Consider the following 20,526-nt stretch of genomic DNA (forward strand, 5'->3'; position numbering starts at 1 on the left):
CATGTGGTCGTACAAGGCCTGGCGGCGACAGCGAACCCTGAACCGCCACCGTATCGATGAATCGCTGTGGCAGGCGGTGCGTGCCGAGCTGCCGATCCTCGACGGCCTCGATGCCCGGCAGGACCTGCAACTGCGCGAAGCCTGCGTGCTGTTCCTGCAGGCCAAGACCTTGACCTGCCTGCCCGGCGTCGAACTCGACGACCGGGCGCGCCTGCACCTGGCGGCACAGGCGCAACTGCCGTTGCTGCAGCTGGGCGATCTGGACTGGTACCAGGGTTTCCACGAGATCGTCCTGTACGCCGACGATTTCGTCAGCCCGCAGCGCTACCGCGACCCCAGCGGCGTGGAGCATCAATGGGACGGCGAGCACAGTGGCGAGGCCTGGCAGCAGGGGCCGGTGATTCTCGCCTGGTCCGGTGTGGCAGCCAGCGGCGGCTGGGACGGCTACAACCTGGTCATCCACGAACTGGCGCACAAGCTCGACATGCTCAATGGCGACGCCAATGGGCTGCCGCCATTGCATGGCGACATGCGCGTGAGCGACTGGGCCCGCACCATGCAGGACGCCTACGACGACCTCGATCGCCAGCTCGATGCCAATCCTGATGCGCAAACCGCCATCGACCCCTATGCCGCGGAAAATCCGGCAGAATTCTTCGCCGTCACCAGCGAGTATTTCTTCACCGCGCCGGATTTGCTGCACCAGGCCTACCCACAGGTCTACGAGCAGTTGCGCCTGTTCTACCGCCAGGATCCGCTCGAACGGCTCTCGGCCCTCCCCCGACCTGCGTAACGCCGTGACGCGGCTTGCGCCGCTGCTACAGGGACCGCGTTCATCCACGCCGTGTCGGCCGTCGACATCCAATCCCATTCCCCAACGCCGTGCTTGATGGCAAAACCATTCCCTGTAGCAGCGGCGCAAGCCGCGTCGGCGGGCGCCGCATGATGTCACGTGGCCCACGGCGCATATGGCATGCGCCCCTGCAATGTGCCTATAATCGCGCCCACATTTTCGGCCTGCATGGCCTTCAGACTGGCCCAAACCACGGGGGCAACGCCCAATGAGCTACAGCAAGATTCCGGCTGGCAAAGACCTGCCGAACGACATCTACGTCGCCATCGAGATTCCGGCCAACCACGCGCCGATCAAATACGAAATCGACAAGGACAGCGACACGCTGTTCGTCGACCGTTTCATGGCCACGCCGATGTTCTACCCGGCCAACTACGGCTTCATCCCCAACACCCTGGCCGACGACGGCGACCCCCTCGACGTGCTGGTCGTCACGCCTTACCCGGTCACGCCCGGTGCGGTCATCCGCGCCCGTCCGGTCGGCATCCTGCACATGACCGACGACGGCGGCGGCGACGCCAAGGTCATCGCCGTACCGCACGACAAGCTGTCGCAGCTGTATGTCGACGTCAAGGAATACACCGATCTGCCGCCGCTGCTGCTGGAACAGATCAAGCACTTCTTCGAGAACTACAAGGATCTCGAAAAAGGCAAATGGGTGAAGATCGAAGGCTGGGGCAACGCAGACGCCGCCCGCGCCGAAATCACCAAGTCGGTTGCCGCGTTCAAGGGCTGAGCCGTCGCTGTACGAAAAACCCCGGCCATGGCCGGGGTTTTTCATGGGCGCTGCAAAGGTATCAGGCGAAAAGAGATTTGCACAGGCGAGCGGCCCTGCGTATTCTTTGGCCCTCACCAGCCCAGGCTGGTCATCAGTTGCAGGCGGTTGCGGCTTACCAAAAGTAAGGCAAGATCGTCGACGAGAAGCCGGCCATAAGCCGGCTTTTTAATGCCCCGAGAAAAGCCCGCAGCGCCTGTTTCGCGGCCACGGACCGCTCCTACCGAACAGCAGCGGCAAGTCGCCCCCTGTGAAAGCGGTCATCGGCCACGAAGACTCCACCGCGGCCGCCCCGACCCTGCCCTCATCACCCCTCGCAGAACCGAATCCGGTTACCGAACGGGTCATACACCTCTAACAGCCGCCCCCAGCCCTGCTCGACGATCTGCGGACGGCCGTAGCCATAACGCTTGGCCAGCAGCTCATCACGCAACGCTTCGACACCGTGCATCGGCACGAACACGGTCGAGCCCGGTGAGCAATCGCCGTGGTGTTCGGAAAGATGCAGCTGCAGACTCCCCCGCTCGACCCCCAGGTACAGCGGCAGGTCGGCCTCGAAGCGGTGCTCGAACTCGACCGTGAAACCCAGGAAGTCCAGATAGAACTCGCGCGCCTTGGCTTCGTCGAAAATCCGCAGGATGGGGATAGCCTTGTCGAAACCGATCACCGCTGACGCAGTCGGCGCCAGGGTGGCCGAAGCGGTGTTCCAGTCCTTGTGCCCCAACTGCCGGGCAACCATTTCCAGGGCGGTGGAATGCGATACGTCGTGACCCTGCGCCTGCAGTGCGACGCGCAGCGTCTTGGCCATCTGCTTGGCGTGCTCGATTGAAAACATGACAACTCCCGAGTCGATGCATGCTGGTGCTCGCGTTGCCAGGCCTCGACCATCAAGAGAGGTGTGAAGGCGTGAGGGTGCAACAATGCTTTCACCTTTCCTTGCGGAGCGAGCGGCGGGCAGCATGGGCCGCCGCCGATGTTAGCGCAAAGCGTCGAAGGGGTCACCACGAGACACTCTCGCCGCTGGAAAATCCCGTTTTTCAGACACGATTAAAAGGCCGGCATGGCCATCGAAAATATCGTGACTGGGGCGTGGGCAACCGGCGCGAAAAAACCCGTGTGCAGGAATTTTCAGACCCGCCGACTCGCATTCATGGGGATATCGTTGTGGGTGATTGGCGAGGGCTGCGATGACAGGCTAATGCGTGCGAACGGTGCGTGCCCGAGTGTAAGAATCCTTTCAAACCAAGCCTGTTCCGCCTCGATTGACCATGCCCTGGCGCGCTGCTAACTCTTAGGACAGCGACACCGACCGTCAGTTTTCCTTCGAGGCGCTATCCATGAATACAGCCACGACCGCCCTACCCCCGGCCTTGCCGCCAGAGGCTTCGAGCACCCGCTCGATCGCCGCTGCGCTCTCGCACCAGAGCATTCACAACTTGGAGCGCTATTACGATCACTGGGCTCGCCACTATGACGCCGACGTCGAGGCCGAGGCCTATTGCGGGCCGACGATGGTCGTCGACCTGCTCGATGCCGTGGCTCTGCGAGGCAACCTCGGTCACGACAGTCGCGTGCTCGATGCCTGCTGCGGCACCGGCCTGGTCGGACGCACCTTGCAGGAGCGCGGCTATCGGCAGATCAGCGGCTGCGACCTGTCCCGGCCCATGCTCGACCAGGCTCAGGCTTCCCGGGCCTACCAGCATCTGCACAGCCAGATAGACCTGACCCAGCCGTTGCCACCGGCCCTGCTTCGGCACTTCGACGCGGTGGTCTGCTGCGGCGCCTTCATTCCCGGGCACCTGCCTGCCTCCGCACTGCGCAGCCTGGTCGCCATGACCCGGCCTGGCGGCGTGGTGGTGCTGAGTGTTCGCGAGACTTACTTCGATACCGCCGGCTTCGAGCCGTTGTTGCAAAGCCTGGGGCGCGAGCAGGGACTCGTCGTGCTCGAAGCCCGGATGTCGGCCCGCTACCTGCAAAATGCGCGCGCCCACTACCTGGCCTTGTACGTCGCATGAACGGGGTCTACGACATGCCGGTTCTTCCTGTCATCTCCCTGGCGCAACTGGCGGCAGGTGAGCCTGGGGCAATTGCGCAACTGAGCGCAGCGTGCGCCGACGACGGCTTCTTCTATCTGGTGGATCACGGGCTTCCGGCCGCGTTGATCGAGCGCTACCTGAGTGCCGCCGAGGCGTTCTTCGCGCTGCCGGAACCGCTCAAGCAGCGCTTCGGCCATGATTACCAGCCCGGCTACCCGCACACCGCGCGGGGTTACGTCGGGGCCTATGGCGAAACGCTGCATCCCGATGCAGGCCCAGACAACAAGCAGCACCTGGACTGGGGCATCGACCGGCCCGGTGGCGCGCCGTTCAGCGGCCCGAGCCTGCTTCCCGGTGAAGACCTCGCACCTGGCCTCAACGCCTGCGCCTACGCCCTGCAGGGCAACGTCATGGAACAGGTGTTCCCCCAGCTGCGCCAGGCCATCGCCAGTGCCTTGCAGCTGCCACCGCAGGCGTTCGATGCACACTTCCGCCAGCCAACCCTGATCCAGCGCGCTTCATATTATCCAGCCGGGGCGGGAACGGCCGGCAAACATACCGACAACGGCTTTCTCACCCTGCTGATCCAGCAACCCCTGCCGCAGCCTTCACTGCGCATCTACAGCCGTGGCCAGTGGCTCGACGTACCGTGCCTGGAGGGCGCGGTACTGGTCAATCTGGGCGACATGCTGCAGCGCTGGACCAACGAGCGCCTGGTCAGCACCGCGCATCAGGTCCTGCATCGTCAGCCGAGCCCACGGGTGTCACTGGCGTTTTTCATCTACCCGGATATCGACGCGATCATCGCACCCATCGGCGGCGGGCCAAGCTTCTGCACGGCCGAGGTGATGCTGGAGAACTTCGATTCGATCTGGGTACGCAAGCAGGGCGCTGGAAGGGCCCGACAACTGGTTTGAACACACAAGGATTGGTTCGATGACCCCCTCTATCGGTTTTATCGGCGCAGGCAACATGGGCCGCCCATTCGTTCGCGCATTGCTCGACAACGGCTTCACAGTGACCGTCCACGACCATGACCCCGGTTGCGAGCGCTGGGTACGCAGCCAAGGTGCGCACTGGGCAGCGACCCCCGCCGCTGCGGCCGAAGGCGTCGCCCTGCTGATCACCTGCCTGCCGCTGCCCAGGCACGTACGCGAAACGATGCTCGGTCACGGCGGCGCCCTGGCTGCCCTGGGCAGTGGCGCGGTATGGATCGACACCTCCACCACCGACTACCACAACACGCTGGATATCGCCCGACTGGCCGGGCAGCGCGGGGTCATGAGCCTGGAAGCACCAGTCAGCAACCTCTCGCACATGGGCGTGGACTTCAACAACGTCTGCTTCTATGTCGGCGGCGAGCAAGCGGCGTGCGACATCGCGCGCCCGGTGCTGGATGCGATGGGCCAACATACCCTTCACGTCGGCGCCATCGGTCACGGCCAGTCGGTCAAGCTACTGACCAACCTGTTGTTCTACGGCGCCACACTGACCTGGGCCGAGCTGTTGCTGGTGGCACAGAACCAGGGCCTGGACCTGCGCTGGCTGTGGAACGTGGCGAAGGACTCGCGAGCCGATTGCTTCGTCGTCGACCAGGTCACACCGATGCTCCTCGACGGCAGCTATGACCACTCCTGCACCCTGGAGATCACCGTCAAGGACATGGCCCTGACCGTGGCCCTGGCCGACGAACTCGATGTCGAGCTGCGGCTGGGTCGCTGGATCGAGACGCGCTATCGCCAGGCCGGCAAACGTTATCCGGCCCATGCCAACCACCTCAAGGTGGTGGCGCTGATGGAAACGGAAAACCAGCGCCGCCTGCTGATCGACGGTTTCACCGCGCCCTCCCCCTATGGCGCCGACCGCACCTATCGCCATCCCGGCACCTTTGTCATCGACGCGCGCGGGCGGCGCAAGCCCAGCTTGCCGGAACGCTTTCGCTACCCGCTCAGCCATCCCGCCTGCGGTCGCTACGCCCAGTGCCTGCTGGAGGTCATGGCCTGGATCAACCACAACCTCCGGCAGGAGGCATTGCAACTGGGGCGCGCCATGGGCCTGGAGCCGTCGCTGCTCGAGCAGGTGGTCAGCCGCAGTTGCGGCGCCAGCTGGGTGGATGATCACCGCGACCACTACAGGCCGAACCTTGCGCTGCTGCGTGACCTCCCCGAACTGATGGGCTCGCTGCACCTGCCCATGCTGCATCAGCTGAACCTCGCCACCGTCGTCGACCCCGTGAGGCATGCATCATGAAGATCACCCGCCTGCGTATCTACCAGGTCGACCTGCCGCTGGACAAACCCTACGCGCTGTCCGGCGGGCGCCTGCACTACAGCGCGCTGGACAGCACCATCGTGGTGATCGAAACCGACCAGGGGCTGTTCGGAATCGGCGAAAGCTGCCCGTGGGGCGCCTCGTACCTGCCGGCGTTCGCCCTCGGCGTGCGTGCCGGGCTGGCCGAACTGGCACCTCACCTGCTGGGCTGCAACCCGCTCAACCTGAATGCGATCAACCAGGTCATGGACCAGGCACTGCCTGGCCACCCCTACGTCAAGACAGCGATCGACATGGCCTGCTGGGACATTCTCGGGCGCCACAGCAACCTGCCGGTACACGCCCTGCTGGGGGGGCGCCTGAACGCCGAGCTGACCCTGCAGAGCAGCATCCCCACCGCCACGCCCCGGCAAATGGTCGCCGACATGCACCTGGCGCATGCCGAAGGCTATCGGACCCATTCATGCAAGGTCGGATCGGGCGTGGTGGCGGATCTGGCGCGAATCCAGAGCCTGCTCGCCGAGCGCATGAACGGCGATCAGCTGACCTTCGACGCCAATCGTGCCTGGCTGCCGGCACAGGCGGTGGCCGTGATGAACGCCGTCAGGGAGTGCGATGTGCATTTCGAGCAGCCCTGCGAAACCCTGGAACAGTGCCAGCATGTCCGCAGCCTGACGCGGCAGCCGCTGATCCTGGACGAGTGTATTCACGGCGCTGGCGACCTGTACCGCGCCAGCGCCGCGAATACGGCCCAGGCCATCGGCCTGAAGATCGCCCGTGTCGGCGGGCTGACCAAGGCTCGGCAGCTGCGCGACTACTGCATCCAGCAGGGTATCCAGATGAACATCGAAGACGTCGGCGGCAGCCAGATCGCCGACACCGCGGCCATGCACCTGGCCCTGGCCACCCCCAATCAATACCTGCGCGCCAGCTGGAATGCCTGCCGCCATCACAGCATCGTCACGGCCCTGGGCGGCGTCCACGTGAGCTGCGGCATCGCCCGCCTGGACGACACGCCGGGGCTTGGGCTGACCCTGTGCCCGAACGCACTGGGCGAGGCGGTGGCCATTCATGAATGACTCATTGCCAAGGCCTGCAACCATGCCCCTGGACAGCGGTGACTTCCACCCCGATGCAGGACGCTCGCACAACCTGCCGGGCGCTTTCTACTTCGACCCGAATCACTACGGGCAGGAACTGCAGCAGATTTTCTACCGCACCTGGCAGTACGCCTGTCATGTCTCCAGGCTGGCCGTGGAAGGTGCCTATCTGGTGTGCGAGATCGGCGAGCAAAGCGTGCTGGTGCTGCACGGCCAGGACGGCCAGCTCAGGGCGTTCCACAACGTTTGCCAGCACCGTGCGCATCGCCTGCTCGAAGGCTGCGGACAGCTGCGTGGCGCGATCACCTGCCCCTACCATGCATGGCGCTACGATCACGCCGGCAGATTGCAGAGCGCGAGGCACAGTTGTGACGTGGCAGGCTTCGAACCCGCCCGCGCGCACCTCGCCGGCGTGCGCCTGGAAGTGATGTGTGGCCTGGTCTTCGTCAATCTGGACGCGCACGCCCCACCCCTGGCCAGCCAGCTCGCCGGGCTCGAAGCGCAACTGCGCAGTTTCGCGCCCGCGCCCGAGTCGCTGCACCACAGCTACAGCCATACCTATGCGCTGCGGGCGAACTGGAAGGTCTCGGTGGAAAACTATTCGGAGTGCTATCACTGTCCCGGCTGCCACCCCAGTCTGTCGCACCAGACCCTGGATCTGAGCAGCTACCGGATCGACATCCACCCGGGCTTCCACGCCCACCTGAGCAACGATCAGGGTGCACGGCAAGGCTACGCAACCAACCCTGACGCACCCCGCAGCGGCGAATTCGGTGCCTGGTACGTCTGGCCGAACCTGTGCATCGAGGTCTATCCGGGCGGCTACATGAACCTGTTGCACCACGTGCCAACGGGCGCGCAGCGCTGTGAGCAGCGTGTGCAGTGGTTCACCCAGAGCCCACACCCCGACCCTCTGGAACAGGCAGTGATCAATTTCGTGGCGGTGGTGCGTGAAGAGGACCTGCCCTTGTGCGAAAGTGTCCAGAAAGGTCTGCATAGCTACGGCTACAGCGGTGGCCGGTTGGTGGTGGACACGGCTCGCAGCGGTTTCAGCGAACATGCCGTGCATGATATTCAGAAGCGGGTGCTGGAAGCACTCGCCGGCCATGGAGCACGCGATGGATAGCCCTTCTTCCGACATCTCCCGACCGCCAACCTGGCGGCGCCTGGGCAGCCGGCCCACGGTCTTGTGGCTGACGGGCCTGCCGGCTGCCGGCAAGACCACCATCGCCAAGGCTACCCAGGTGGCACTTGCCGCCCTCGGCTATCACTGCCTGGTGCTCGATGGCGACGAACTGCGCCGCGGGCTCTGCCGGGACCTGAGCCTGAGCGACGACGACCGGCTGGAACACGTGCGCCGCACCGCCGAGGTCGCACGCCTGCTGTGTGCCGACGGCAGCCTGGTGCTGGTTGCGCTGATTTCACCGCGTATTGCGCACCGGGCCCTGGCGCGGCAGATCGTCGGCGACGAAGCCTTCGTCGAGGTGTTCGTCGATACACCGCTGGCGCTCGCAGAGGCACGCGATCCCAAGGGGCTGTATCGGCAGACGCGCGCCGGCGCGCTGAACGGTTTCACCGGGATCGATGCCACCTACGAAGCGCCGTCGGCGCCCCACCTCAGGCTAGCCACCGCCAGCATGAGTTGCGCATGCTCGGTGCAGGCCCTGCTCGACTGCCTGCAGCAACGCGCCGCCATAGACTGAAGATCAGGCCAATACGGGCCGAGGATCGAGCAACAGCTCCTGCAGCCATTGCACCAGCAGTCGGGCTGCCGGCGACAGCGGGTTGGCATGCCACTTGTAGACCCCCAACGCGTCGCCCATGGACCACTGCTTGTCGAACAGGCGCACCAGCCTGCCGTCGGCCAGCATCTGGCGCGTGGTCATTCCCCAGCCCAGGGCCACACCGTGACCTTCCAGGGCTGCCTGCATCATGACCGGGAAACTGTTGAAGCCCATGCCTTGGCTGCCAACGCGAAACGATGCACCGACGCTTTCCAGCCATTGATCCCAGATCACGAAGTCCTGCGCACGGGGTTCGTAATGCAACAGTCGGCACTTGGGCAGATTGTCCAGGCTCAGCCACGGGGCGATGCTCTTGAAGTAGTCGGGGCTGCAGACCGGGAACACTTCATCGGGCGCGCTGAACAGCAGCACGTGATCGGCACTGGCCCGGCCCATGGTCTGCACCGCCACGTCGAAACGCTCGCGCTCCTCGCCTATGGCCGCCAGCGTGGAATGCAGCTTGAGCTCGATGTGCGGATGTTTCTGATGAAAGCCGGCCAGCGCCGGCATGAACAGGTAGAACGCTTCCACCAACTGCGACGACAGCACCACGGTGCCGGTCGACGACTGCTGCTGACGCAGCTTTTCGGTTTGCCGAGCGATATCGAACAAGGCGGCTGCAACCGTCTGGCGAAAGCTTTCGCCCGCCTCGGTGAGAAAAACCCGCGGCTTTTTCGATCGAACAACTGCACGCCCAGGTTCTCTTCGAGGGAGCGAATCTGTCGGCTGATCGCCGTTTGGGTGAGGTGCAGTTCCTCTGCTGCGCGAGAAAAACTCTGCAGCCGGGCAGCAGCTTCGAAGGGAATCAGACTTGATAAAGGCGGCAGTTTGCGCCGGAGGTTTTCCATAACCTGAAGTTGCCCTGTCCTGCGAAATGGTCGTTTCAAACGATGTCATCTTTTGACGCATCATGCAAAGACTGACCGCCGGGGGTTCACCGCATGGAACAGCGACCGCACCTCCACGACACACGCTCGAGCGTGGCACTGATCATCGCGTCGGTGTTCCTGGTGTCTGCTTCCGATGCGCTGATCAAGCTGGGCAGCGCCGACTTCACGGTATGGCAGCTGTACGTGGTGCGTTCTTCGATCGCCATTGTCCTGCTGCTGCTGTGGCTGGGCGCTTCGCGAAGTGCCAGCGTGTGGCGCAACCTGGCCTGCGATCGCTGGATACTCATGCGCAGCACCGCCTTGACCCTGATGTGGGTCGCCTTCTACGCGGCGCTGCCGCACATGAGCCTGAGCCTGGCCGCTCTGGCGCTCTACACCGCGCCGCTGTTCATTGCGCTGCTGTCGGCGCTGGTGCTGCGCGAAAAGGTGAGCCCCAGCCGCTGGCTGGCCATCGCCCTGGGTTTCGTCGGTGTGCTGATCATTCTGCGCCCGACGGCTGCGGACTTTTCCAGCATGACCCTGCTGCCGGTGCTGGCCGCCCTGCTCTATGCCGTGGCCGCCGTACTGACCCGCGCCCGCTGCGGCGATCACTCGGCGCTGGCACTGGCGCTCAACCTGAACCTGTGCCTGTGCCTGTGCCTGGTCGGCGCGACGATGCTGCTGGGCCACCAACTGTTCAGTTCGCCCCATCCGCCACTGCCCAGCGACTTTTTGGCTCTGCACTGGGTGGTTCTGGGGCCTGTGCAGTGGTTATTGATGGGCGTGCTCGCGGTCCTCATGGTGCTGATGAGCGCTGGCGTGGCGAGGGCCTATCAGATCGGTCCGAGCGCGGTGGTGGGCGCCTTCGATTACAGTTATCTGCTGTTCGCGATGTTCTGGGGTTTTGTCCTTTTCAAGGAAGTCCCCGATGCAGGCATGGCCCTGGGCATGGGCCTGATTGCCGCATCCGGGGTCTGGGTACTGCGCAGTTGACCAAGGAGCTGGACATGTTGATGCGACCGCTGCGAGTGATCATCTGGGCCGTGTCCAGAAGCCGCTCTACCGCACTCGAACGCTGCGTGATGGAACACCCCGCCGTGCACGTGCTGCACGAGCGGCTGAGTGAACCGTTCCTGATGCAGCACTGGCCCCACAAGTACCGCAGCGTGCTCGACACTCGCCGCAAGACCGGCAACCGGGAGCCTGTCCCGACCTACGGCCAGACCCTGGAGGCACTCGCCCACGGCCCGCTGCCTGCGGGCAAGTCGGTGTTGCTGAGCAAGGAAATCGCCTGGTTCTGCGACTTCGCCCAGATCGACGATGGCTGGCTGCAGCAGTTCAAGCACGTCTTCCTGGTGCGCGAGCCACTGGCGGTCATGCGCTCGCTGTATCGCGTCGGCACGCAGGGCGAAAATACCTGGTTCGATCCCGACGAGTCAGGGTTCGAGGAGCTGCTGGCGCTGTATTGGCGCGTGCAGCGGGCGTGCCCGGCCCAGAGTCTGCTGGCCCTGGAAAGCGATCACGACTTGATGCAAGACGGCCCGGGCGGCTTGAGCACCCTGTGCGACTTCATGGGCATACCCTTCAACGCGGCCATGCTGCAATGGCAAGCGCGAGAAGTGCCCGCCTGGCAGTTTTTCAAGGGCTGGCACCAAGAGGCACAGCGCTCGACCGGTTTCGCCGCAGTGCACCATCCCGACCAGCCCTACCCTGCGGTGGTCGACGAATGCGCAGTCGGTGCGCAACCCACCTGGCGCTTCTTCGCCCTGCTGGCTGGTCGACATCGGCCGGGCAGTCCAGCGGGCCTGCTGCGCAGCCTGCATCGCGCGCCGTCGGCGCAGCTGGATATCGTCCTGTTGCACCGTGGCGAGGAAGATCTCAGCCATCTGCTCTGGAGCATTGCCCAGTTCCCCGAAGTGAACTGCCACGCCCTCGACACGTTGGCACTCATGTCCACGGACGCAGGGAAACTGCCAGAGCTGCATGACTTGGTCGGCCAGCCATTGCTGCTCGCCTGCAGCGAAGCAGACGCTGCCGGTCAGCAGCAGTTGCTCGACCGGCTGGCGGCGCAGGCGTGCGTGATCGGCCTGCTGACCGAAACCGGCTTCCATCTGCTCGATGCCCAGGGCCGGACCGGGCCTTCGCCATTGCCCGCGCCCCAAGCCTGCACGCTGCACCTGCAGCGCTTGCGCGAGCGCAGCCTCGATGACTGGGCCACGTTCAACCATTACAACCAAGGCACAGAAGCCGTTGCCGATTGGCTGGCCACGTTCAGCGCCGTCGTGGCTGCCGACCCGGATCACATTGCCGTCAGCGATGGACGCGACAGCCTGACCCTGCAGCAGTTGCACGACCGCGCCCAGCAGTTGGCCAAGGTTCTGCAAGCCCGCCTGGCGCCCGATGCATGGGCGGTGCTGTTCAAGCGCAAGAACATTCACACCGCCGTTGCCATGACAGCCTGCGCCCTGGCCGGCCGCCCGTATCTCGAGGTACCTGCCTGGTACAGCGCCGACCATTGCCAGCAGTTGCTGGAGCGTCTGGGCGAGTGCCTGGTGCTGTGCGACACCGACAGCGCACGGCAACTACCAACGGCACAACCCCATGTGCTGGAAAGCCAGTTTGCCCGCCAGGCGCCTGCCGATTGCCCGCAGTGGGCGCGCACGCGTTCGTCGATCGCCTACGGTCTGTTGACCTCGGGCACCAGCGGCCCGGCCAAGGTGGCGCTGATGCCAGCGCCGGCCATGCTCGACTCCCTGAGCCTGTGGCAGAGCTACCTGCAACCGGGGCAGCGCATAGGCCTGAATGCCTGGCTCACCGGCTACCTGTATTACCCGCTGCTCAGCCGATGCACCACGGTGGTCATTGCCGATGAGGTGGTGCTGGATCCGCTGCGCCTTATGGACTTCATCGCCGACAACCACTTGCAGCAGATCATGATCACCCCCTCGTTGTTGCAGGGGCTGGTCCGCGAAGAGATTCGCTTCGTGGCCTGCTGTACCGGGCTGCGGGTACTCTGGAGCAGCGGCGAGCACCTGTCGGCGGCCCTGCGCTCAAGGGTGCAGGCGCTGCTGCCCGACTGTTGCCTGGTCGACCTGTACGGTTCCAACGAAGCCGGCGACGTTGCGCTCAAGCACGAAGACGGCACCTTGCAGTTGATCAAGGGCGTGGAGGCACGCGTGCTCGACCGGCAAGGCCAGACCGTGCCCCGCGGCGCTGCGGGCCACCTGCACCTGCGCACGCCGGGGCTGTTGCGCGGCTACCTCGGCCAGCCCAGCGGCGTGCCGCTACCCAACGGCGGGCTGTTCGACACCGGGGACCGTGTGGTCTGGCTGGGCAACGGCCGCCTGCGGTTGCTCGGGCGCGACAGTGCCCACCTCAAGATACGTGGCTACAAGGTGCATCCGGAACACGTCGAACAAGTCTTGAACGGCCACCCACTGGTAGTCCAGAGCCACATCGGCAGCCGGCACGAAGGCGCCGCTCGCCAGTTGCTGGCCTACGTCGTCCCCGCCAGCCCGGAACATCTGCCCACGGCCACCGCCCTGCGCGCCTGGGCCAGCCTGCACCTGCCGTTCTTTGCCGTGCCCAGCGCCTACTACGCCGTGACCAGTCTGGGTGCGGGTCACAATCAGAAGCGCGAGGCGCTGAGTGAGGCGCACTTGAGCCAGGCCGTGCCACTGCCCGAGGATCAGGTTTCGCTGACCGCCACCCAGGCCCAGGTTTCCACGGTGTGGGAGGCCGTGTTGGGCAACGATATCCCCGCATTGCACCCGGACGATGATTTCTTCGACCGCGGCGGTAGCCTGCAACTAAGCGAACTGCTGCTCGAACTCAACCACAGCTTCGACGTGCAGCTTTCCCTGGCCGCGCTGCTCGAAGACACCCGCCTGCAAGGCATGGCACTGGCCATCGACCGCACTCGGGCCGGGCTGCCCGCCGCAGCGATCCTGCGCGAAGTCGCCGTGGAGGCGGCGCGCTACGCCTTCATTCCCGGACCGCAGCGCGGGGAAGACATTCTTCACGCCTATCGGAACAAACCGGGCAAGCGCATCCTGCTGACCGGCGCCACGGGTTTTTTCGGCGCCTTCCTGCTCGCCGCCCTGGCCCGCCAGCCCGAGGTCGAGCAGGTCATTTGCCTGGTGCGCGCCCAGAACCTGAGTGACGCGCGTCGGCGCTGCCTGGGCAACCTGCAGCGTCATGGCCTGGTTCCGCCCGGCGTGCCCCTGGACTGGCTCGGCAAGCTGCAGATGGCATGCGCCGACCTGGCGACCGAACATTTGGGCCTGTCGCCCGTCGCCTACCAGCGCCTCACGCAGACCGCGGATTGCGTGGTGCATGCCGGGGCCGAGGTCAATTGGGTCAAGCCTTACGCCAACCTGGTGCGGTGCAATGTCGAAGGCACCGCCCAGATCGTCCAACTGGCCCTCAACGGTTCGATGCCGCTGCTCATGGTCTCGACCCTGGCTGCAGGCGGTAGCGCGCGGACCGGGTACGAGGAAAGCAAGCATGTGGCCGAAGCCTTGGCACTGAACGCTGCACGCGAACATGGCCTGCCGGTCATCATCGCCCGCTGTGGCGACCTGGCCGCGCCGCTCGAAGTCGAGCACAGTACGATCAATGACAACGACTACGTGTGCCTGCTGCTGGGCGCCTGCCTATTGCTGGGGTGCTGGCCGGCCGACCTGGAAGGGGGCGTCAATCTGACGCCGGTCGACGTTGCCGCGCAGATCATGGCAAGCCTGGCCATCCAGGCACCCGCCAGCAAACTGGGTCGGGCCTCGAACCTGTGCCACCCACACGGCGCGCTGTCCTGGCGAACCCTTTGCGGCTGGGTGGCCGACAACCTCGCACCGGGCAGTTTCGCACCGCTGCCCCTGGCGCGCTGGCGGCTGCGCCTGGACAACGACCAGCGTCAGCACCCGATCATTGCCAAGACCCGCCTGATCCTGCCGATGATTCTCGACGACCTGGCCGCCGCAGCGCCGCACAATGATTTCGAGTTTCCCGCCACTTCTCCGATTCGCCTCAGCCCGCAATGGGCCGCCCGACTGACTCGGCAACTGCTGCATGACATCGGGCAGGCCTGTCGATGAATGGGCGAATGGTCACCGCCTGGGCGGCAGCACAACGCCAGCGTGAACTGATGACGCTCAGCTACCGCAGCCCACCCCTGAAGCCGATGGATGTGGAGATTCAGGTCACTCATTGCGGTCTGTGCAGCAGCGATCTGCACCTGATAGATGGCCACTGGGGCGAGGCCAGTGTCTTCCCTCAGGTGTGCGGGCACGAAGTGGTCGGCCGCGTCAGCGCCGTGGGTGAAAAAGTAGCCGGGGTGCGCCTGGGACAACGCGTCGGCGTGGGCTGGTACCGCAGCGCCTGCCTGGCCTGTGAATTCTGCCTGCGTGGCGAGGAGCAGCACTGCCCCTGCCTGATCGCTACCTGCACTCACGGAGAGCACGGCGGGCTGGCCGACTACCTGTACTGCGACAGCCGTTTCGTGTTCCCCATCCCCGACGAGCTGAACAGCGAACACGCCGCGCCCCTGCTGTGCGCCGGCGTCACCGTGCACACGGCGCTCAAGCGCGCCACCTGGCCCGGCATGGCCGTCGGCATCGTCGGCATCGGTGGCCTGGGCCATCTTGCCATCCAGTTCGCAGCCAAGCGCGGCTGCCGGGTCACCGCCCTCTCGAGCAGCCCGCACAAGCAGCGCGATGCCCTGACCCTGGGCGCCAACCGTTTCATCGACCTGAGCAAACCGGTGGAGTGCAATCAGGTCCGCAATGCCCTGGACTACATTCTGGTGACCAGCGCGGTCGCGTGCGACTGGTCAACCATCGTCGACATGCTCCGCCCCTTCGGCGTGCTGTGTTTTGCCGGCATGCCACCGCCGGTGACGTTCGATATCGCGTCCATGATGTACAAGACCCTGAGCATCACCACCGCCAATGTCGGCGGGCGCCAGGACATTCTGGACACGCTGGACTTCGCGGCAGCGCGCCAGGTACTGCCGTGGGTACAGTCGTGGCCGCTGGAAGATGTCAACCACGCCATACTGCAGTTGCGAAAAGGGCGGGTCCACTATCGAGCCGTGATGCACGTCGGCGAAGAGCGGGTCCAGGGCCTGTAGACGCGGCGCTCCATTTGCCCCGCAGCCGCCCGTCTGCTAACGTCGCCCGGTTTCAATCCTTCTCGCCGAGACCGCTGCCATGGCCCGCAAAAAAGCATCCCTGGATTTCGAACAATCCCTGGCCGACCTGCAGACGCTGGTCGAACGCCTGGAGAACGGCGAGCTGTCGCTGGAAGACTCGCTGAGCGCTTTCGAGAACGGCATCCGCCTTACCCGTGACTGCCAGAGCGCGCTGGCCCAGGCCGAGCAGAAAGTACAGGTCCTGCTGGAAAAGGACGGCGAGCTCACCGAAGAACCCTTCGATACGGAACAGCCTGAATGATCGCCGCCTACCAGGCTCTCTGCCAACAGCGCGTGGACGGCGCCCTGCAAGACCTGTTCGTGCCGCCCTCGGCCGAGCTGACCCGGTTATACCAAGCCATGCGCTACAGCGTCATGAACGGCGGCAAGCGGGTTCGTCCGCTGCTCGCCTACGCCGCCTGCGAGGCATTGGGCGCCGATGCTACCCAAGCCAATGGCGCCGCCTGTGCGGTGGAGCTGATCCACGCCTACTCGCTGGTGCACGACGACCTTCCGGCCATGGACGACGACGACCTGCGCCGTGGCCAGCCCACCACGCACAAGGCGTTCGACGAAGCCTGCGCGATCCTGGCCGGTGATGGCCTGCAAAGCCTGGCCTTCACCGCGCTGCTCGACCCAGCCCTGAGCCCGCAAAGCGATGCCATACGACTGAGCATGGTCCAGGTGCTGGCCCAGGCTGCTGGCCCGGCGGGAATGGTCGGTGGCCAGGCCATCGACCTGGGCTCGGTGGGCCTGCAGTTGAACCAGCAGGCGCTCGAATTCATGCACCGGCACAAGACCGGCGCCCTGATCGAGGCGAGCGTACGCCTCGGCGCGCTGGCCAGCGCGCGGGCGCAGCCGTCGCAGCTCGAGTGCCTGCAGACTTATGCACAAGCGGTTGGGTTGGCTTTCCAGGTGCAGGACGACATCCTCGACGTCGAAAGCGATACCGCCACCCTGGGCAAGCGCCAGGGTGCCGATATCGCCTTGAACAAACCGACCTACCCGGCGCTGCTCGGGCTCGATGCGGCCAAGGCCTATGCGCTGGATCTGCGCGATCAGGCGTTGCATGCATTGCGTCCGTTCGACGCCGCTGCCGAGCCGTTGCGCGAACTGGCGCGCTACATTGTGGCGCGACGCAACTGACGAGCGCGTGCGCACCCGACGCCGCATCAGGTAAACTGATCCATTCCTAGAACTCATAACGATTCGCCTGATGCCCACGACGTTTCAAGAGATCCCCCGCGAACGCCCGGCGACGCCTCTGCTCGACCGTGCTGACACTCCTGCCGGCCTGCGCCGTCTGGGCGAAGCCGAGCTCGAAACACTGGCAGACGAACTGCGCCAGGAGCTGCTCTATACGGTCGGCCAGACCGGCGGGCATTTCGGTGCCGGCCTGGGCGTCATAGAGCTGACCATCGCCCTGCACTACGTTTTCGACACGCCCGACGATCGTCTGGTGTGGGACGTCGGCCACCAGGCCTACCCTCACAAGATCCTCACCGGCCGCCGCGAGCGCATGGCCAGCCTGCGCCAGAAGGACGGCATCGCCGCCTTTCCGCGGCGCAGCGAAAGCGAATACGACACCTTCGGCGTCGGCCACTCCAGCACGTCCATCAGTGCCGCATTGGGCATGGCCATCGGCGCGCGCCTGCAGAACAGCGGGCGCAAGGCCATTGCCGTGATCGGCGATGGCGCGCTGACCGCAGGCATGGCCTTCGAAGCGCTGAACCATGCGCCTGAAGTCAATGCCGACATGCTGGTGATCCTCAACGACAACGACATGTCGATTTCGCGCAACGTCGGTGGGTTGTCCAATTACCTGGCCAAGATTCTCTCCAGCCGTACCTACACCAGCATGCGCGAGGGCAGCAAGAAGGTGCTATCGCGCCTGCCCGGTGCCTGGGAAATCGCTCGCCGCACCGAGGAATACGCCAAGGGCATGCTGGTTCCCGGCACCCTGTTCGAAGAACTGGGCTGGAACTACATCGGGCCGATCGACGGCCATGACCTGCCAACCCTGGTGGCCACCCTGCGCAACATGCGCGACCTCAAGGGGCCGCAGTTCCTGCACGTAGTCACCAAGAAGGGCAAGGGCTTCGCCCCGGCCGAGGTCGACCCGATCGGCTACCACGCCATCACCAAGCTCGACCCGCTCGACGCTCCGGTCGTGGCTCCAGCCAAGGCCAGCGGGCCGAAGTACTCGGGCGTGTTCGGGCAGTGGCTGTGCGACATGGCGGAAGCCGACCAACGCCTGGTCGGTATTACCCCGGCCATGAAGGAAGGCTCGGACCTGGTCGCTTTCAGCGAACGCTTCCCCGAGCGTTACTTCGACGTCGCCATTGCCGAACAGCATGCGGTGACCCTGGCGGCCGGCATGGCCTGCGAAGGCGCCAAGCCGGTGGTGGCTATTTATTCGACATTCCTGCAGCGCGGCTACGATCAGCTGATCCACGACGTGGCGGTGCAGAACCTCGACGTCCTGTTCGCCATCGACCGGGCAGGCCTGGTCGGCGAAGACGGTCCGACCCATGCCGGCAGCTACGACCTGTCGTACCTGCGCTGTATCCCCGGCATGCTGGTGATGACGCCCAGCGACGAAAACGAGCTGCGCCTGATGCTCAGCACCGGCCACCACTACCCGGGGCCGGCGGCCGTACGCTATCCACGCGGCAATGGCCCGGGCGCAGTGATCGGCGCCGGCCTGGACAGCATCGAGATCGGCAAGGGCGTGGTGCGTCGCAAGGGTCGTGGCATCGCCATTCTGGTGTTCGGTGTGCAGCTGACCGAGGCGCTGACAGTCGCGCAAAAGCTCGACGCCACCGTTGCCGACATGCGCTTCGTCAAGCCGCTCGACGAGCAACTGGTCCGTGAGCTGGCCGACAGCCACGATCTGCTGGTCACGCTCGAAGAGAATGCCATCATGGGTGGCGCAGGTTCAGCGGTCAGTGAATTCCTGGCCCGCGAAGGCGTGCTCAAGCCCGTGTTGCACCTCGGCTTGCCGGATGCCTATGTTGAACACGCGAAGCCTGCGCAGATGCTGGCCGAATGTGGCCTGGATGCGGTGGGTATCGAAGCGGCCATTACCCTGCGCCAGCGCCTGCTGCAACGCTGACGTCACTTCGCTGCAGGGCTCACACCGTCAGCCCTGCAGCGCGCTACATCCCTTCACTACCCTTGCGGATCGTGCCGACCACTTCCCCCTGATGCTCGCTGCCCATCATGTGGCCAAGCTTGCCGGCCTTGGTGGCCAGGTAGTATTTGTTGTGTGGGTTGTGCCCGGTGTGCAGCGGTACCCGCTCGGCCACGCTGATGCCCATGTCGGTCAACGCCTTGACCTTGCGCGGATTGTTGGTCATCAAGCGCAAGGCCTTGACCCCCAAGTGCTCGAGCATCGGTTCGCACATGCCGTAGTCGCGCTGGTCGGCAGCGAAGCCCAGGCGCTCGTTGGCCTCGACCGTATCGGCACCGCCGTCCTGCAATTCATAGGCACGGATCTTGTTCAGCAAGCCAATACCCCGGCCTTCCTGGCGCAGGTACAGCAAGACACCGCGCCCTTCCCGGGCAATGGCCTGCAATGCGGCTTCGAGTTGCGAGCCGCAGTCGCAGCGCTGGCTGAACAGCGCGTCCCCGGTCAGACATTCCGAATGCAGGCGCCCCAGTACGGGCGCGCCGTCAGCCACATCGCCCAGGCTGAGCACGACATGCTCGCGGCCCGTGGCCTCATCGAGAAAACCATGCATGGTGAACAAAGCGAAAGGCGTGGGAAGCTGAGAAGCAGCGACAAAAACGACGGGCACCGGGTGCTCCTGATTCTTGATGAACTTGACAAGGGCAGTATTGTAACAGCAGCTCTGCGCACCTGCTCAGTGGATGATCGTCGCGCCTGTGCCGCGGCTCGATCAAGGGGCTGGCAACGCGGGGTCGAACGGATAGGGTTGGCCCCAGCGCTGGTAGATCCCGCGCAGCTGCCCGGTCTTGACCAACTGTTCCATGCGCTGATCGTAGACGGCAAGCAATGCCCGGCCACGCGCACTGTCGCTGAAGCCCAGGTACAGCGGCAACTCGGCCACGTGCACGCGCTTGAAACGCTCGGGCTCGGCGGCCTGGCGCAGGATCACTTCGATTTCGGTCAGGGCATCGACGTAATAGTCGGCACGATCGTGTTCGAGCATGGACAGGATGCCGGTGCGGCGCTGGACCTCATTGTAGGTTCGCACGTTAGGCAGGTATTTCTGGAATTGGTAGCCGCGTACCCAGGCCAGTCGATAGCCGCCCAGGCTGGCGAAATCGACCTGAGGCTTGTCGGCCAGGCTCAAGGCGAAGATGTGATCGGTGTCATAATGCCAGCGCGGGTACAGGGCATGTGCCTCGTTCTGGTAAGAACCGACCCAGGCATCGGCCTGACCCTGCTGTACCAGCCCGACCGACCGAATGTAGGGCTCGCTGCGTGTGACCACGGCGATGCCTGCTGGCTGGAAGACCTCGCGCAGCACGTCCCAGGCCAGGCCACTGCCGTCAGCGTTGGTATAGTCTTCCCAGGCTTCGCTGACCAGATCGATGCGCGCAGGCGGCAGCGATACCTCTGCACTGGCTGCCCAGCACACCAACAGCATCGCCGCTCCCAGCAACCCTCGCCACCCAGCCATCC

18 protein-coding genes and 1 pseudogene are annotated in these 20,526 nt (G+C 64.9%); 14 read left to right on the plus strand and 5 right to left on the minus strand.

Translation table 11 applies throughout. The annotated features are described in order from the left end of the window. Window position 1: 1 nt before the first annotated feature. A complete protein-coding gene (locus ONG87_RS18450) occupies window positions 2–793 on the plus strand; it encodes a zinc-dependent peptidase (RefSeq protein WP_122475567.1) in 792 nt (263 codons plus the stop codon). Window positions 794–1,061: 268 nt separating this feature from the next. Continuing rightward, window positions 1,062–1,589, plus strand: a complete 528-nt coding sequence (gene ppa / locus ONG87_RS18455; protein ID WP_122475569.1) for an inorganic diphosphatase — start codon at window positions 1,062–1,064, stop codon at window positions 1,587–1,589. Window positions 1,590–1,935: 346 nt separating this feature from the next. Here the strand turns inward: ppa and ONG87_RS18460 are convergent, their stop codons facing one another. Then, a complete protein-coding gene (locus ONG87_RS18460; RefSeq protein ID WP_192054854.1) occupies window positions 1,936–2,463 on the minus strand; it encodes a glyoxalase superfamily protein in 528 nt (175 codons plus the stop codon). A gap of 502 nt (window positions 2,464–2,965) precedes the next feature. On the opposite strand from ONG87_RS18460, the gene ONG87_RS18465 reads away from it, so the two are divergent. Genes ONG87_RS18465 through cysC form a run of 6 tightly spaced genes read left to right on the plus strand, consistent with a single transcriptional unit; the run spans window position 2,966 to window position 8,738 of the window. Next, complete coding sequence (locus tag ONG87_RS18465; protein WP_264381812.1) at window positions 2,966–3,643, plus strand: class I SAM-dependent methyltransferase; 678 nt, start codon at window positions 2,966–2,968, stop codon at window positions 3,641–3,643. Window positions 3,644–3,657: 14 nt separating this feature from the next. Beyond that, window positions 3,658–4,581, plus strand: coding sequence for an isopenicillin N synthase family oxygenase (locus tag ONG87_RS18470; protein WP_264381813.1), 924 nt, complete (start codon window positions 3,658–3,660; stop codon window positions 4,579–4,581). A 19-nt stretch (window positions 4,582–4,600) separates the two neighbouring features. Continuing rightward, window positions 4,601–5,914 (plus strand): NAD(P)-dependent oxidoreductase, encoded by a 1,314-nt coding sequence (locus ONG87_RS18475; protein WP_264381814.1) that lies wholly within the window; start codon window positions 4,601–4,603, stop codon window positions 5,912–5,914. Then, window positions 5,911–7,014, plus strand: a complete 1,104-nt coding sequence (locus ONG87_RS18480) for a mandelate racemase/muconate lactonizing enzyme family protein (RefSeq protein WP_264381815.1) — start codon at window positions 5,911–5,913, stop codon at window positions 7,012–7,014. The genes ONG87_RS18475 and ONG87_RS18480 overlap by 4 nt, the downstream gene beginning before the upstream one ends. Further along, entirely contained in the window at window positions 7,007–8,161 is a 1,155-nt protein-coding gene (locus tag ONG87_RS18485; RefSeq protein ID WP_264381816.1) for an aromatic ring-hydroxylating dioxygenase subunit alpha, read from the plus strand. The genes ONG87_RS18480 and ONG87_RS18485 overlap by 8 nt, the downstream gene beginning before the upstream one ends. Then, entirely contained in the window at window positions 8,154–8,738 is a 585-nt protein-coding gene (gene cysC / locus ONG87_RS18490) for an adenylyl-sulfate kinase (RefSeq protein WP_264381817.1), read from the plus strand. Before ONG87_RS18485 ends, cysC begins: the two co-directional genes overlap by 8 nt. Before the next feature lie 3 nt (window positions 8,739–8,741). Here the strand turns inward: cysC and ONG87_RS18495 are convergent, their stop codons facing one another. Then, complete coding sequence (locus ONG87_RS18495) at window positions 8,742–9,431, minus strand: LysR substrate-binding domain-containing protein (protein WP_264381818.1); 690 nt, start codon at window positions 9,429–9,431, stop codon at window positions 8,742–8,744. A 110-nt stretch (window positions 9,432–9,541) separates the two neighbouring features. Further along, window positions 9,542–9,667 (minus strand): annotated as a pseudogene (locus tag ONG87_RS21150) (LysR family transcriptional regulator); the annotation flags it as partial. Window positions 9,668–9,760: 93 nt separating this feature from the next. Between ONG87_RS21150 and ONG87_RS18505 the strand changes: the two are divergent. The 6 genes from ONG87_RS18505 (at window position 9,761) to dxs (ending at window position 18,990) form a co-directional block, all read left to right on the plus strand. Continuing rightward, a complete protein-coding gene (locus tag ONG87_RS18505) occupies window positions 9,761–10,681 on the plus strand; it encodes a DMT family transporter (RefSeq protein WP_264381819.1) in 921 nt (306 codons plus the stop codon). Window positions 10,682–10,695: 14 nt separating this feature from the next. Further along, on the plus strand, window positions 10,696–14,781 hold the full coding sequence (locus tag ONG87_RS18510; protein WP_264381820.1) for an SDR family oxidoreductase: 4,086 nt from the start codon (window positions 10,696–10,698) through the stop codon (window positions 14,779–14,781). A gap of 8 nt (window positions 14,782–14,789) precedes the next feature. After that, window positions 14,790–15,815, plus strand: coding sequence for an NAD(P)-dependent alcohol dehydrogenase (locus tag ONG87_RS18515; RefSeq protein WP_264381821.1), 1,026 nt, complete (start codon window positions 14,790–14,792; stop codon window positions 15,813–15,815). A 79-nt stretch (window positions 15,816–15,894) separates the two neighbouring features. Further along, window positions 15,895–16,137, plus strand: a complete 243-nt coding sequence (locus ONG87_RS18520) for an exodeoxyribonuclease VII small subunit (protein ID WP_090360636.1) — start codon at window positions 15,895–15,897, stop codon at window positions 16,135–16,137. Continuing rightward, on the plus strand, window positions 16,134–17,021 hold the full coding sequence (gene ispA / locus ONG87_RS18525; protein WP_185795428.1) for a (2E,6E)-farnesyl diphosphate synthase: 888 nt from the start codon (window positions 16,134–16,136) through the stop codon (window positions 17,019–17,021). The genes ONG87_RS18520 and ispA overlap by 4 nt, the downstream gene beginning before the upstream one ends. A gap of 70 nt (window positions 17,022–17,091) precedes the next feature. Continuing rightward, window positions 17,092–18,990, plus strand: coding sequence for a 1-deoxy-D-xylulose-5-phosphate synthase (dxs, locus tag ONG87_RS18530; RefSeq protein WP_192058413.1), 1,899 nt, complete (start codon window positions 17,092–17,094; stop codon window positions 18,988–18,990). A 43-nt stretch (window positions 18,991–19,033) separates the two neighbouring features. On the opposite strand, the gene ribA is transcribed toward dxs, so the two are convergent. Both ribA and ONG87_RS18540 read right to left on the minus strand, forming a co-directional pair. After that, window positions 19,034–19,675, minus strand: a complete 642-nt coding sequence (ribA, locus tag ONG87_RS18535; RefSeq protein WP_264381822.1) for a GTP cyclohydrolase II — start codon at window positions 19,673–19,675, stop codon at window positions 19,034–19,036. A 102-nt stretch (window positions 19,676–19,777) separates the two neighbouring features. Further along, a complete protein-coding gene (locus tag ONG87_RS18540) occupies window positions 19,778–20,524 on the minus strand; it encodes an ABC transporter substrate-binding protein (protein ID WP_122475598.1) in 747 nt (248 codons plus the stop codon). Between the last annotated feature and the right edge of the window lie 2 nt (window positions 20,525–20,526).

Source organism: Pseudomonas sp. MM227, assembly GCF_947090715.1.
GTDB classification, from domain to species: domain Bacteria; phylum Pseudomonadota; class Gammaproteobacteria; order Pseudomonadales; family Pseudomonadaceae; genus Aquipseudomonas; species Aquipseudomonas baltica.